Origin of the sequence: Flavitalea plasmicola (assembly GCF_030546645.1) — a bacterium.
In the GTDB taxonomy this organism is placed as follows: domain Bacteria; phylum Bacteroidota; class Bacteroidia; order Chitinophagales; family Chitinophagaceae; genus Puia.
On the sequence record NZ_JAUOTO010000005.1, the window covers coordinates 1 to 13,992 of the forward strand.

General features: G+C 53.3%; 11 protein-coding genes. 8 read left to right on the top strand and 3 right to left on the bottom strand.

Annotated features, from left to right (window positions below):
- Window positions 1–369 precede the first annotated feature (369 nt).
- The 4 genes from fabF (at window position 370) to Q4E93_RS18315 (ending at window position 6,098) form a co-directional block, all read left to right on the top strand.
- On the top strand, window positions 370–1,623 hold the full coding sequence (gene fabF, locus Q4E93_RS18300; protein ID WP_303587649.1) for a beta-ketoacyl-ACP synthase II: 1,254 nt from the start codon (window positions 370–372) through the stop codon (window positions 1,621–1,623).
- Window positions 1,624–2,446: 823 nt separating this feature from the next.
- On the top strand, window positions 2,447–3,178 hold the full coding sequence (gene rnc, locus Q4E93_RS18305) for a ribonuclease III (RefSeq protein WP_303587650.1): 732 nt from the start codon (window positions 2,447–2,449) through the stop codon (window positions 3,176–3,178).
- A gap of 494 nt (window positions 3,179–3,672) precedes the next feature.
- Complete coding sequence (locus Q4E93_RS18310) at window positions 3,673–4,818, top strand: T9SS type A sorting domain-containing protein (RefSeq protein ID WP_303587651.1); 1,146 nt, start codon at window positions 3,673–3,675, stop codon at window positions 4,816–4,818.
- Between the two features lie 113 nt (window positions 4,819–4,931).
- On the top strand, window positions 4,932–6,098 hold the full coding sequence (locus Q4E93_RS18315; protein WP_303587652.1) for a T9SS type A sorting domain-containing protein: 1,167 nt from the start codon (window positions 4,932–4,934) through the stop codon (window positions 6,096–6,098).
- A 171-nt stretch (window positions 6,099–6,269) separates the two neighbouring features.
- Here Q4E93_RS18315 and Q4E93_RS18320 read toward each other — a convergent pair whose 3' ends face one another.
- The gene (locus Q4E93_RS18320) at window positions 6,270–7,643 is read right to left on the bottom strand and encodes a S41 family peptidase (protein ID WP_303587653.1); all 1,374 of its coding nucleotides are present in this window, start codon (window positions 7,641–7,643) and stop codon (window positions 6,270–6,272) included.
- A 277-nt stretch (window positions 7,644–7,920) separates the two neighbouring features.
- On the opposite strand from Q4E93_RS18320, the gene Q4E93_RS18325 reads away from it, so the two are divergent.
- The 3 genes from Q4E93_RS18325 to Q4E93_RS18335 all read left to right on the top strand — a co-directional run bounded on the left by Q4E93_RS18325 (window position 7,921) and on the right by Q4E93_RS18335 (window position 11,700).
- Window positions 7,921–9,123, top strand: coding sequence for a T9SS type A sorting domain-containing protein (locus tag Q4E93_RS18325; RefSeq protein ID WP_303587654.1), 1,203 nt, complete (start codon window positions 7,921–7,923; stop codon window positions 9,121–9,123).
- 69 nt (window positions 9,124–9,192) lie between these two features.
- Window positions 9,193–9,912 (top strand): ankyrin repeat domain-containing protein, encoded by a 720-nt coding sequence (locus Q4E93_RS18330; protein WP_303587655.1) that lies wholly within the window; start codon window positions 9,193–9,195, stop codon window positions 9,910–9,912.
- Window positions 9,913–10,005: 93 nt separating this feature from the next.
- Window positions 10,006–11,700 carry a hypothetical protein gene (locus Q4E93_RS18335; RefSeq protein WP_303587656.1) on the top strand — a complete coding sequence of 565 codons (1,695 nt, stop codon included), beginning with the start codon at window positions 10,006–10,008 and terminating at the stop codon, window positions 11,698–11,700.
- A 1-nt stretch (window position 11,701) separates the two neighbouring features.
- On the opposite strand, the gene mce is transcribed toward Q4E93_RS18335, so the two are convergent.
- Entirely contained in the window at window positions 11,702–12,103 is a 402-nt protein-coding gene (mce, locus tag Q4E93_RS18340) for a methylmalonyl-CoA epimerase (protein WP_303587657.1), read from the bottom strand.
- A gap of 26 nt (window positions 12,104–12,129) precedes the next feature.
- On the bottom strand, window positions 12,130–12,594 hold the full coding sequence (locus Q4E93_RS18345; RefSeq protein WP_303587658.1) for a hypothetical protein: 465 nt from the start codon (window positions 12,592–12,594) through the stop codon (window positions 12,130–12,132).
- Between the two features lie 11 nt (window positions 12,595–12,605).
- Between Q4E93_RS18345 and Q4E93_RS18350 the strand changes: the two genes are divergently transcribed.
- Window positions 12,606–13,835: an IscS subfamily cysteine desulfurase gene (locus Q4E93_RS18350; protein WP_303587659.1), complete on the top strand. Its 1,230-nt coding sequence runs from the start codon at window positions 12,606–12,608 to the stop codon at window positions 13,833–13,835.
- Window positions 13,836–13,992 lie beyond the last annotated feature (157 nt).

Genomic DNA, 13,992 nt, shown 5'->3' on the forward strand with positions numbered 1-13,992 from the left:
CGAAGAATGCAGCTTCGACGAAGGCCGTACGATCGAGAAGGACCGTGTGAAGTACCCGAGGATACGAAGGGTACGAACGAGAAGGACTGTGTCGAAGTAACCCTGGGTACGAACGAGGTCTCTGAGAAAGGGCCCAACAGTGTTGGAACCAACGAAGGCAACCGAGCGGCAGGCGAAGGTTGCGACCAAGGTCTCAACGGTGTTGAGACCGTAAGCCTGGCGACGCCCTCGTGACGAAGCAGCCCTGACGAAGTTCTCCGACGAAGATCAGGGCAGCTTTCTGAAGGACTACAGATATTAGCCATTTGCTGGAATTGGACTAATTTCTTTCAAAGCACAATTCCGGCATAATTCCGGGAAAATCCAAATATGCAGTTGAAAAGAGTTGTTGTTACGGGTATCGGTGCCCTTACGCCGATAGGCAATAATTTAAACGATTACTGGAAGGGACTCCTTGGCGGCGTTTCTGGCGCCGGGCATATCACCCTATTTGATGCTTCCAAGTTCAAAACGAAATTTGCCTGTGAGCTGAAGGGGTTTGATCCGTTGCAACATCTTGACAAAAAAGAGGCCCGCAAACTGGACCGGTATACCCAACTCGCGGTGGCGGCCAGCGACGAGGCGGTGAAAGATGCTGCCATCGACAAGGACTCCATGAATCCCGACCGCATTGGCGTCGTTTTCGCCAGCGGCATCGGCGGTCTGATCACCTTCCAGGAAGAAGTGATCAGTTTTGCAAAAGGGGACGGCACTCCCCGATTTAACCCTTTCTTCATTCCCAAGATGATCCTGGACATTGCCGCCGGGCATATCTCCATGCGGCATGGATTTCGCGGGCCGAATTTCGCCGTCACCAGCGCCTGCGCCTCTTCCACCAATGCGATTATGGAAGCCTTCAACCTTATACGATTGGGTATGGCCGACATCATTGTCAGCGGAGGGTCGGAGGCGGTAGTGAGCGAGGCCGGGGTAGGCGGTTTCAACGCCATGAAGGCGCTGAGCGAGCGCAATGACGATCCCGGCACTGCCAGCCGTCCCTACGATAAGGACCGGGATGGATTTGTCATGGGAGAAGCTGCCGGCGTCCTGATACTGGAGGAGCTGGAGCATGCCAAGGCGCGCGGCGCAAAGATCTACTGTGAGATTGCCGGCTGCGGCGCCACGGCGGACGCCTATCATATGACAGCCCCTCATCCGGAAGGCCTGGGCGCCAAGAATGTTATGCTGGCTGCGCTGAAAGATGCGGGTCTACAGCCCACCGATATCGATTATATCAATACCCATGGTACCTCCACGCCGCTGGGCGACGTTGCCGAGGTAAAAGCCATCATGGATGTCTTTGGAGAGCAGGCTTACAAGGTCAATATCAGCTCTACGAAATCCATGACAGGGCATTGCCTGGGTGCTGCCGGCGTGATCGAGGCCATCGCCTGTATGATGAGCGTGGTGCACGACGAAATACCGCCCACCATCAACCATTTCACGGACGATCCCGAACTTGACCCCCGGCTTAACTTCACTTTCTGGAAACCACAACAACGAACTGTCCGGACCGCCCTGAGCAACACCTTTGGCTTCGGCGGTCACAATGCCTGTGTAATCGTTAAGAAATACCTGGCCTAACCGAGCTTATTGAAGGCAAACGAGCTAACTTGCCCCCGAGCGGTGCGAAGGGAACGAATGTAGCGGAGTATAACGGAGGCTACGAATGTAATCGAACGAAGTGAAGATTACGAACGAGGAGAGGCGTGTCGAAGCAGCCTCGACGAAGTTCTGAGCGAGGAACACGGCTTTGCCCAAATGCCAGGCAAGAGAAGCAACTTTCCTGATATTCCGGGTAACCGGGTAACACGAAGACGGGTGAGCGAAGCGTAGCCGAGCGAAGCAAAGGTTAGGAACGTACCTGAGGAGCGAAAGATACGAATGTAATCGAACGAAGTGAAGATTACGAACGAGGTATCCGAGAAAGGGTCCAACAGTGTTGGAACCAACGAAGGATACGGGCGTAGCCCTCGTGTCGAAGCAGCCTCGACGAAGTTCTGAGCGAAAAACGCAGCTTTGACGAAGTTCTGAGCGTAGGATGTAATCGAGCGGAGCGAAGATTACGAGCGAGGTATCCGAGGAGGGGTCCAACAGTGTTGGAACCAACGAAGGCAACCGAACGCAGGCGAAGGCGACCAAGGTCTCAACGGTGTTGAGATCGTAGGCCTGGCGAAGCCCTCGTGTCGAAGCAGTCCTGACGAAGCTCTCCGACGAAGTTCGTGCTGGCAAGGTGTCAACGGTGCTGAGACGGTAGGCCTAACGAGAAGGAGCAAGGGGCGAGGTTGCGACGAAGTTGTAACCGACCCTGACAAAGTTGCCTGGCCCCATCCGGGAATGGGCTATTCTAGGGACAGGTTTTCCGGACATATTTTTATCAGATCAAAAAAAATTGTAGCTTGTTAATGTGGGAATCTTCGAACGTATCATAAAGGGCGACGCTGCGGGCAATTCGTTTAAGAAACAACTTCGTAATGTGCTGGGTTTTGTGCCCGGCAAAGCGGTGTTATACAGGACCGCACTTACACACCGTAGTGTAAAGGACGGTGCGGACGAGAACAACGAGCGGTTGGAATATCTCGGGGACGCAATCCTCAGCGCCATCATTGCCGATTTCCTGTTTAAAAAATACCCTTATAAAGAAGAGGGCTTCCTCACGGAGATGCGCAGCAAGATGGTCAATCGCAACCAGTTGAATGACATTGCCATTAAAATGGGGTTAAAAAAGATCAGCAATTTCAATAAGTTCGACAGCTCGCTGAAGATGAGCCAGATCTTCGGCAATACCCTGGAGGCCATTGTAGGTGCTATCTACCTCGACAAAGGGTTTGATAAGACGCGCCAATGGGTCATGGAAAGGATCATCCAGCCCTATCTGTTCATGGACGACCTGGAAAACCTGGAGATCAATCATAAAAATAAGCTTTACGGCTGGGCCAATAAGAATGGCAAAGTCCTTGAATTCGAGACCCTTGACGAAAGGCTCGAAGGAGGCCGGCGGCTCTTTACCGTGGGGGCAGTCGTAGACGGAGAGATCATCGCCCAGGGAAAGGCCTATAATAAAAAGGACGCCAGCCAGATCGCCGCACAGCTGGCGCTGGATAAGCTCGGGCTGGCCAAAGAAGCGGGCGAAGAATAAAGGTCATCTCCAAGTCCCTGATACGGGCCGAGAATGAAGTCATCCTCCCAAGTCCCTGATACGGGCGGAGAATAAAGCTCATCCTGCCAAGTCCCTGATGCGGGCGAAGAATAAAGGACATCTCCAAGTCCCTGATGCAGGCAAAGAATAAAACTCATCCCCAAGCCCCGATGCGGGCGGAGAATAAAGTCATCCTCCCAAGTCCTTGATAATGATGCACTCTAAATTTTTTTACTGAAGGGCTTGCATAATCGTAGTTTTCTTTCTACTTTTACTCCGTCGAACGCCTCAATCCTCGGAAAATTTGCTTCTTCCTAAGTGTAACACCCCGAACCCAATATTCCTTCTTTAATTATTGTCTTTAACCTTCACCTGGCAACCCCGGGATAAGGATCTCATACTTCAGTCGTCCAATACATTCTGCGAAAGCTTACGATGAATCCATTGTCTATGGTTTACCACAAACCACATTCAATCAATTAATTATTGTGATCATGAAAAAGCTTTACCCTTTATCGGCTTTAGTGTCTGTAATCCTTCTCACCCATGGAGCCCAGGCTCAAACAGGCGGCACCTACACTGCCGTACGTGACGGCAACTGGCACGTCACTTCCGGTCCTAACGTATGGGATCCCAGTGGCGAACCCCCTACCAACTGTAACAATTGTGCTGTCATTATCAATTCCGGCGTAACAGTGACCCTGAACACGCACGTGGTCCTCTCAGGCAGCAGCACGCTGCAGGTGGGAAGTGCGGGCTCCGGCGCCATCGCCAATCTCCTGATCCCTGCTTCCGGCGGGACTGATTGGGCTACTGGCTACAATGTCATCCTTCCCAACGACGGATCGAGCCCTGCCAACAGGATCCTCCTGATCCGGGCCAGCGACAAGATTAATGCCAGCAGCGCTGGTACCTATGACGGTGTGCTCACCAGCTTTATCACCAGTGGTGTCACCACTTATTTCAAGCAGCTGGGCAACGCTCCCTCCGGCTTTGTGGAAACCACGGTAGCCAGCAACAGCCCTGCGGCTTATGGCACCACGCTGGCGGGTGAAGTTACTCTCAGCGCCAACGGCACGCTGCCCGTCACGCTGGAAGATTTCGATGCCGCAGTGAGCGGCGGTGAGGTCAGCCTGACCTGGAAAACCGCCATGGAGCAAAATTCCAGCCGATTTGACATCGAACGCAGCTCCAACGGCGGCGCCAAATGGGAGGTCATCGGTTCAGTGGCGGCCAAAGGCCAATCCATTACGGTAGTGAACTATGCCTTTACGGACGCCAACCCGGGTTCCGGCACCCTTCAATACCGTTTGCATGAGTATGACCTGGACGGCCGCCCTGCTTTATCCGATATCAAAGTGGTCCGTCTGTCGACCCTGGCTACGGTCAGCATCTTCCCCAACCCGGCTAAAGACTATGTCAATGTCTCTCTGCCTGTAAGTGAAGCTACTGCCGGTGCGGTGAGCGTCCGCCTCTTTGGACAGAGCGGTCAGCTGCTAGCTGAAAAGAACGTAAAGGGCGCAGGTGGCACCATCCTCTCTTTCCCTGTAAGCAGCTATGCTCCAGGCAACTACCTGGTGCAGGTGGTTACGGCGGACGGCGCAAGGCAGGTGAACAAGGTGGTTATTTCGAAGCAATAAGATCTTTCGTAATAAAATGCAGCGAGCCGCCCATTCGGGCGGCTCTTTTTTTTATATATGTGAAATAAACCGCTGACAACGGAGTTTAATAGACAGATCCAATCCCCCCTACCATGATGAACCGCAACCTTTCCCTTTGGAAAAACGCCTGTCTTGCGCTCTGCGCGGGGCTCCTCCTGCACCATAGCGCCGGGGCTCAGTGTGCGAATAACCTCTCCTCCCGCACCTACGACACGCTGCTCACCGGGCCGGGCTACGGCACCTACCAGCTCAGCTTCCCCAAATGGAGTATCGACTCAGGCCTCCTGGTGTCCGTGAAGGTCAGCGCCGTGGTGAATGTCCAATATGGCTTTTCCCTGAAAAATGTGGACGTAATGGCCGGCACCTATGGCCTTTGGGTTGGCCGGGAAGACATGATCACCAGCCCGTCCCTGCCGGCGACCTACGACAATATCACCGAACAAAAGATCGGCTCCTATACGCTGAACCCGGGGGACCAGGTGGCTGTCCCGCCCTTTCCTTTCCTGAGTAATTATGCGAATGTGGACAGCTTTTCTGCCGGGACCGCCCCTTTCCTGGGGGCGGGGAATGTAAATTTTACTTATTCCCCCATCACCTATACCAATATCCATGCTTCCAATAACGTCAGCTACAGCTATCATGCTACGGCCTCCGACGTGACACGCTTTTCCCTTACTTATATCTTTTGCAGGGATGGGGTTGTCCTGGCCAGCGGCCTGACGGCCTTTACGGCTGTGGCGAAGGACCCTGGCTCCGTACAGCTGGATTGGAGCGCGGCGGCAGGCGCCGCCAGCAGGGTCTACGAGGTCCAGCGCAGCAGGGATGGTACGGCCTTTGCCACCATTGGCTCCCGGGCATCTGTGGCGGGTGAGATGGACTATACCTATGCGGATCGTCCCGGTGCAGGCGGCAAATGGTATTACAGGTTGCGAGTCGTGACGCCGGGTGAGATCGCCTATTCTCCGATCAAAGAGGTAGTGCTGGAGAAGGGTGGTGGAGGAAAGCTGGTAGTTTATCCCAACCCCGCGGTGGACCATATCAACCTGGTGATGCCGGGTGATGCGGACGCGCCTGGTGACTGGCGGGTGGATATCTGTGCTGCCGACGGCAGATTGGTACAACGCGCCGACTTCTTTCACACCAATAACTTCTTTATCAATTTCAGGCAGCAGCTGTCGCCCGGGATCTATTTTGTCCGCGCTTCCCATCTGCAAAGTGGCAGTGGACAGGTGACGGCCTTTAGCGTGGATGCCAGGTAAGGCCTGTTCACCCCTGCCATTAAAGTTAAGGGTGCTCTTTAAAGTTAAGGGTGCTCTTTTAAGTTAAGGGTGCTCTTTTATGTTAAGGGTGCTCTTTTATGTTAAGGGTACTCTTTTATGTTAAGGGTACTCTTTTATGTTAAGGGTACTCTTTTAAGTTAAGGGTGATCTTTATAAGCCTTTTTGTTTCGGCTGATTTTCCGAAATGAGCTTCATGGCCAATGCTTTTGCCGGATCTTTTCCCGCCAGGATCTCGGCAATTTTCGGATGGACTGGATAATCCGGCATGACGCCATGACCGTCATTAGAGCCTGCGGTGATCCGATAGGTGGTGGTGGAAATTTCGATCTTGATCTTTGTTCGGGGCAGGATCAGTTCCACCGGATCGCCGCTGATAACGTGTGGATTTCCTCCTGTCTCTTCTCCGATGAAAAGGGCCCTTCGATCTCTTTTCAGGCAGGCGCAGACGATGGCCGTATTGGAGAAGCTCCCTCCATTCATCAGCACAAACAGCTTTCCTTTAAAGCGGTTTGCCCTGGGTTGAATAATACGCGCCTCTTTCCCGTCAAGCAAGAATCGGCAGGAATGCAGCGCTAAGAAGGATAGCAACATTCGCCCGGGAGGAAAGTCCCCGCCCTGGTTGTCCCTAAGGTCCAGGACCAGGCTCCTGATCTGATGGCGGTTGATTTGCGTAAACATGCTGTCAAACGCCTGTTTGTAGTCCTGTCGGTACAAAAGCTGGAGTAGATCAGGGTCGAAACTTTTAATCGTAAGGACCGCAACATGCTTTTCCTTTTCTTCCTGCAAAGAAATACCCTGGCCTTCCTTGTCAGGCGGATATTGGGCCGCATAGCGCATCTGACGGTAGCAGCGGATGCTATCCTTTGTCAGGGCTGTGACATATTTCGTATATGGCGCACCGGTGCCATCTCTGAGGCCCATGGCGAATCCGGCGGGCTGCCCGAAGATAAAGCTGTAATAGGCCGAAAAATAATGGTTGAGGATCCAAACGGGATAGGTGCGGTTATATCCATCCCTGACTTGTCTCACCAGTAATTGTTCCATGATGGAAGAAACGCTTAGCCCATTGACGCTTAGAATTTCCGATCCCGCCTGAAGGGTGCTGTCCGCCGAGTAATTTTCGACGATTGTCAATTTTCCATTTTCAAAATAGACCCCTAAAGGGAGCAGCCTGCCGCTGCGATTGAAATAGGCCATCGCCGAATCTTCGGGTAAGAACATCGTGTGCCCGTTGTTGATCCTGGAATGCAGTAGCGTTAAAAGCCGGTAAAATTCCTGCGCGGTCAATGGACCCGTGATGACATGGTCCACGCTGTCAAAGAGCCGATCGAGAGAAGCCCTGGTACTATATCGGTATAGTCCCGGATGCATCTTTTTCAGCTTATCATGTACGAAGTGAAGGTCCGCTTTCAAGGCTTCCTTCGAATACCGTTGGTTGGGATCATAGGGCAGGACCTGCGGGTGCCCGGTCCGGACATGGAATAAGAAGGTCAGGAGAAGCAAACACCGGTTGGCTATGTGCATCACAGTCGATATTGAGTAAGTAAGATAGACACAATTCTAATGTCGACCCGTGGAAATACCGGGTCTTTTCACCCATGATACGTAGTGCGTGCGCCATAAACGCTGTAGTTCTCCAACTACATTGAAGGGTAATCACTTGTAGGGGTTTTACTAACGGCGGATGGATTAATTACCTATTAAAATCGGTAAACCTACTAGGGGACATAAAATAAAACGGCCCCGTTTGTAGTTATATGCCTTGCAGTATTCCGGTATCCGTATCATTTAATTTATTCCTATGCGTCCTCTGAAAACCTCCGTACCCCTGGCGACATTCCTATTGTCGCTGGTCACCCTATCATCGTCTCCCTTATTGTCTGTCGCGCAATGCACGGGCGCGCTTCAATCCACTTCTTACAGCACAACTTTTACTGGCACAGGTAACGCAGTCTATGGTGTGACATGGCCCCAATATGCGCCGCCGGGCGGCTACTCCCTGGTGTCGGCAGTATTGAAGTCGGTGGTGTCCATCACGGCATCCTACCAGATCACCAATAACAACGGCGCCGATGCTACAAATGTCAAGCCGGGCGTGACCGGGGAGGACATCCTCCAGGTGAACGGCAATGACCTTACAGATGAGGATGGCAATAGCATCTCCGACGTGACCTTTCTGAAGAACCTTACGGCCGTCCCGGTGATCCATGCCGGGGAAACCTATAATTACCCGGCGACGGTGGTCTACAACAATTTCAAGATGATGAATGACTCCATCGCGACGAACAATGGCATGCTGAACGATTTTGTGGGGACGGGCGACCTGAATATCACCTATTCCAATACTCCGGGCTACAATATCAATGCCGCCGTGCAGGTGACCCCTTCCTATTCCATTACCAATAAGGTCTCGCTGACCTATTATTATTGTTATACGGGTGCGCTGGCATCGGCTATTCTAACGTTTACAGCTACGCGTCAGAATGACGGGACGGTGGCCCTCAACTGGATCAGCGCGGAAGCGCAGTCCAGGCGGCAGTATGTCGTCCAGGTGAGCGAAGGCAATAACACCGATTTTTCGGATGTCAACGCCCAGCTGAGCACCGGCATCGCCGGCAATGCGGCGTACTCCTATAGCTATGTGCTCTCTCCCAACGACGGGAAGAGGCTATATTTCCGGATCAAAGTGCTGGATGCGCAGGGGGATGCGACTTATTCGCCGTTGCGGATCATCGACCTGGATGCGGCAGGAGGTGCCGGGAATTTCCTGATCTACCCTAATCCGCCCAATGACTTTATCAATGTGGTCTTTCCTTTTGCGGACTCGGAATGGCAGGTGGATATCCTGGCTGCTGACGGCAGCCGTGTACAGCGGAACTACTATAAGAATACGGCTTCGGGCCGGGTGAATTTCATCCACCGGCTGCCTTCGGGCACATATTTCGTGCGGGCCACGGACCTGCAGTCGGCTAAGTCGCGATCGGCGTCGTTTATCATCCGGTGACACCGGCTGACAAAAGATTTTTCTGGCCGGGCTATTGCAATCGGCGATTTTTTTCGCTACCTTATGGGTATGATTGCCATGCCATCCCTCATCCCCACCCATGTGTGGAATGCGCTTTCCCTCGCCATTGCCAGGGGCGCCACCGACCAGGTGCAGCACCTGGTTGAAGAAAACAATCTCGACGTCAACGCCTGTCTGAGCGACGGTTTCTGGATGCCGGTGCTGATGGAAGCGCTGCTTGCCAGCGGGTTTTCGTCGGGGCAGGAGCGGCTGGAACTGCTGCGGTATCTGCTGAAGAAAGGCGCCAATCCCAATACGTGCTGCAGCAAGGGTTACAACTGCCTGCATATCGCGGTGCAGCAACCACAATATTTTCGTGCGCTGGACCTCTTCCTCGACTTCGATGCGGATGTCAATGTGACGGACGCCGATGGCTCTAACGTTGTGTACTGGGCTATCCAGGGCTTTCTTTTACGGAAGGAAGAGGCGGAAGACCGGGCATTGTCGCTGCGCGTGCTGGAAAAGATCCTGCTGCACGGGGCTGACCTGGATCAAAAGAACCGGTATGGCATGAATGCCCGTGGATGGCTGGGCCATGCGGCACCGGAGGTAAAAGCGCTGGTAGCCCGTTGGGAAGCGGGCAGCCCGGCTGTCCGTCCGGCCTACACCTTGCAGCCGGCATTCCCGGAACAGATGGCAGTGGTTCCCCGAAAGGAGCAACTCCGGCCGGGGCTGGCGCAAAAAATATGGAGGATATTCCGTGGGTCCCCCGCTGCTGCAGGCGGGTAGGTTCATTTTGGTCCAACATAGTAAGGGAATGGAAAAAGAGTGACTTTGATTGCTAAGCTTTTTCTATTATTTTGGGCCCAAACCCAAATAACTATGAAGCCCCTGTTAACCCTCACACTGGCATTGACCTCCTTTGCCGCGCTCTCCCAGTCCAAAGTCTCCTGGGGAGAAGAATTCAAAATGCATAGAAGCAGCACCGACCTGTCCATCGTGTATACGGATAAATCCGGCGTCTACATGGAAGAGTCACATGACATCGCAAAGGTGGGACTGTTCAGCGGCAGGGTGCGTAAATCCAGCATCCTGGTGAAGCTGGACGCCAATATGGCGGAACAATATCGCAATGATTTCGACAAAGAGCTGAAAGGAAAGGATTTCGACAGGCTGTTCCTCATCCGGGACCGTCTCTACCTCTTCGCTACGGACTTTACTAAAAAAGACAACACCCTGCACCTGTATGCCGCAGAGATCGACAAAGGTTCCGGCAACCTGAAAGGTGACTGGCAGGAGATCTATGCCTGGCAGAAGAATGACAAAAAAGAGGAGATCGACTATAACATCACCCTCAACGAAGACAGCTCCAAAGTGGTGCTGACGGGTACCTATACGGGAAAGGAGCAGAACAGGTACGAGATCAAGATGATGGACGCCAACCTGAAGCTGATTGGCAAGCCGTTGAATATTTCCAACGAGTTTGATCCGAAGACCTTCCAGGTGCAGGATTTCGTCTATACTACTTCCGGCAATGCGATCCTCATCGGCCGGATCTATACATATGAGGAAGGGAAGAAGAAAAAGGATAAGTTCCTCCTTTTTTCAAATTACAGCATCCGCATTTACGATCTGCAGGGAAAGATGGTAAAGGAGCTGTCGACGGACATTGACGGGAAGTTCCTGGTCACGGGCAAAATGTTCCAGCTGAAAAACGAGCTGGTGCTGGCGGCTTTCTACAGTAACGAGAAGAAACGAAAGGAGATCAACGGTATGTTGGTGCAACGTTTCGATCCCGCGACGGGCAAAGTGCTGATGACGGCGAAAAAAGATCTCAACACCTCCCTGATCTCCGAAGTGGAGGACGATGATGGCGATGATAAGAAAAAGAAAAAAGATAAGGATGACGACAATGAGGAAGGGCTCACGGCCAACCTGGTCTTCCGGAATTTTTACATCGCGCCGGATAATGGGCTGGTGATCCTGGCCGAGAAATACAGCCGGCGCCTGATCGAAACATCCTCCTATTCTCCCGGATTCGGTCCCAATGCGGTGGGCACCTGGAGTCATAATACGTATGTCCGGTATGATTGCGGGGATATTTATATGAGCAAGGTGTCGGCGGCAGGGAATATTGACTGGCTGCACGTGCTGCCGAAGAGCCAGGTAGAAACGATCCAGATCGGGCACGCCAGCTCTCCGGGGATGGGTGTCGGTTTCTGGGGCTTTTTCGATCGCGCGGATGGCCGGCCATTTTATGCGGGGTTCAGCAGCCTCGCGGGTAAGGGCACTATCCACCTCTTTTTCAACGATAATGACAAAAACGCCGACGTACTACAGCCCGGCACGAAGATCAAACAGGTCACGCGCTTTGGTATTACGTCCTGCTACCAGGTGAACCTGGATATGGTGACGGGTAAATACACCCGCAAGGCCATTTTCAGCAATAAGGACATCCCTACTTCCATGCCCAGGCTGGGATCCGTGATGAACAATACCTTGTGGGTAACGGGGAAGGACGACCGTACGTTTGCGAAGTCCAAGATCGCCGTGGGCAAGATCGTGTGCGCGGATTAGGTCAAGGCTTTTCCATGCACAGTTCGATGAGCATGGAGTGGGTGTCTTTGGGATGAAGGAAGCAGATCAGCTTATTGTCGGCCCCGGGCTTGGGCCGGTCGCTGAGCAGGGTGAAGCCGGCATCGGCCAGCCTTTTCATTTCAGCATGGATATCGGCTACCTCGAAAGCAATGTGGTGCATCCCCTCGCCTTTTTTTTCTATGAAGCGTGTGATGACACTGTCGGGTTCCTGCCCCTGCAGCAGCTCGATCTTCGTCTCTCCTTTTTTAAAGAATGCGGTGGTCACTTTTTCGGTGTCCACTGCTTCCGTTTTGTAGCACTGGGTGTCGAGCAGCGCCTCGAACAAGGGAATGGATACGGCGAGGTCCCGGACGGCAATGCCGATGTGTTCGACTTTCTTCATGGGGATTTTTTTCAAAAGTAAGGGGATCATCTTTTAAATCGGTAGAAGAATTGTTTTTCATCTCCGATGAGGATCAGCGTGTCCTTTGTATGCAGCCTGACCTGGAACCTTCCCTGGTAGTCATCGTACTGGATGACGAGGGTGTCCCTGGATAAAAAGAAAGGAAATGTCCTGAACGATTGGGGGTAGTTGATTTTGGACCCTTTGATGACAAAGGCAGCGTTGTCCTCTCCGACGGCAGCCCAGATCCCCTGAAGCATCGCCGGGTTGTTCAAACGTTGTTCAACGACCCTGGGAGTCGTGTCCTGCGTGGAAATATGCGATACGCAAGACCCTGGGGAATGGCTGGCGGACGAACAAAGGGACAGTATGACCACGGCGGCGGTGAAGGGGGAGAAGTTCATGGGATAAATGTAAGCAGTTCCTGGTTGAGGGCAAAGGTTATATAGTCCGGAGGATGTTCGTCCACCGGAGACCTGCGAGATGGACATAATCGGTAACTTTGTACCTCATTCACCCGGAGGACCTCATGCTCAAGCTGCCTATCTACTTCGACAACAATGCCACTACCCCCTGCGATCCGCGGGTGGTGGAAGCGATGCTTCCCTATTTCACGGAAAAATTCGGCAATGCCGCCAGCCGGACCCATGCTTTTGGCTGGGAGGGGGAGGAGGCGGTGGAGCAGGCCCGTGAGCAGGTGGCCAGGCTGATAGGGGCGGAGCCAAAAGAGATCGTTTTTACTTCGGGCGCCACGGAAGCGGATAATCTGGCGATCAAGGGGGTATTCGAAATGTATGCGGCCAAGGGCAGCCATATCATCACGGTGGCCACGGAGCATAAGGCGGTGCTGGACACCTGCCATCATATCGGGAAGCTGGGAGGTGAAGTGACCTATCTGCCTGTGAGCAGGGAGGGGCTGGTCGACCTGCGGACGTTGGAGGCGGCTATCCGGCCGTCGACGGTGCTGATCGCGGTTATGTATGCCAATAACGAGATTGGGGTGATCCAGCCCATCCGCGAGATCAGCGGGATCGCCAGGAAGCACGGGGTCCTTTTCTTCGTGGATGCGGCCCAGGCGGCGGGCAAGGTGCCTGTGCATGTACAGTCCGACGGCATCGACCTCCTGGCGATGAGCGCCCATAAATTATATGGCCCCAAGGGCGTAGGCGCCTTATACGTACGGCGGAGGGACCCGCGGGTGCGGCTGACGGCGCAGATGGATGGGGGTGGCCATGAGCGGGGTATGCGAAGCGGGACCTTGAACGTACCGGCCATCGTGGGCTTTGGGAAAGCCTGTGAGCTCTGCCGCCTGGAGATGGCGACGGAGGCGGTGCGGGTATCGGGACTGCGGGACAGGCTGGAGGCGGGCCTGCTCCAGCTGGAGCAAGTCTTCGTCAATGGCAGCAGGCAACATAGATTGCCCGGGACGGTGAACCTCTCGTTCCGGGGTGCCCCGGCCGAGGGACTGATCACGATGATCAATAAGAACATCGCCCTTTCGTCAGGATCGGCCTGCACGTCGGCCTCGCTGGAGCCAAGCTACGTATTGAAGGCGCTGGGGCTGGACGATGACCTGGCGCACAGCAGCCTGCGATTTGGATTGGGAAGGTTCAATACCGAAAATGAAGTAGATTATGCGATCAGTCAGCTAAGGATGGGGGTTGAAAGGCTGAGAGCGCAGAGCCCGATGTGGGAGACGTATAAGGAACAAAATGGGGTTAAAAACAGGTAAGTTATTGATATTCAGTTAAAAATAATGGAATTATATTCATATATAAATTATTTGTTCTATAATAATGTAAATATTTTGTAATATGATTGACGGCCCGCTTCTTTGAACGGGTGTGGAGGTGTTGGAAGGGTGTGTTGGGGCAATTGAAAGGTGCAGG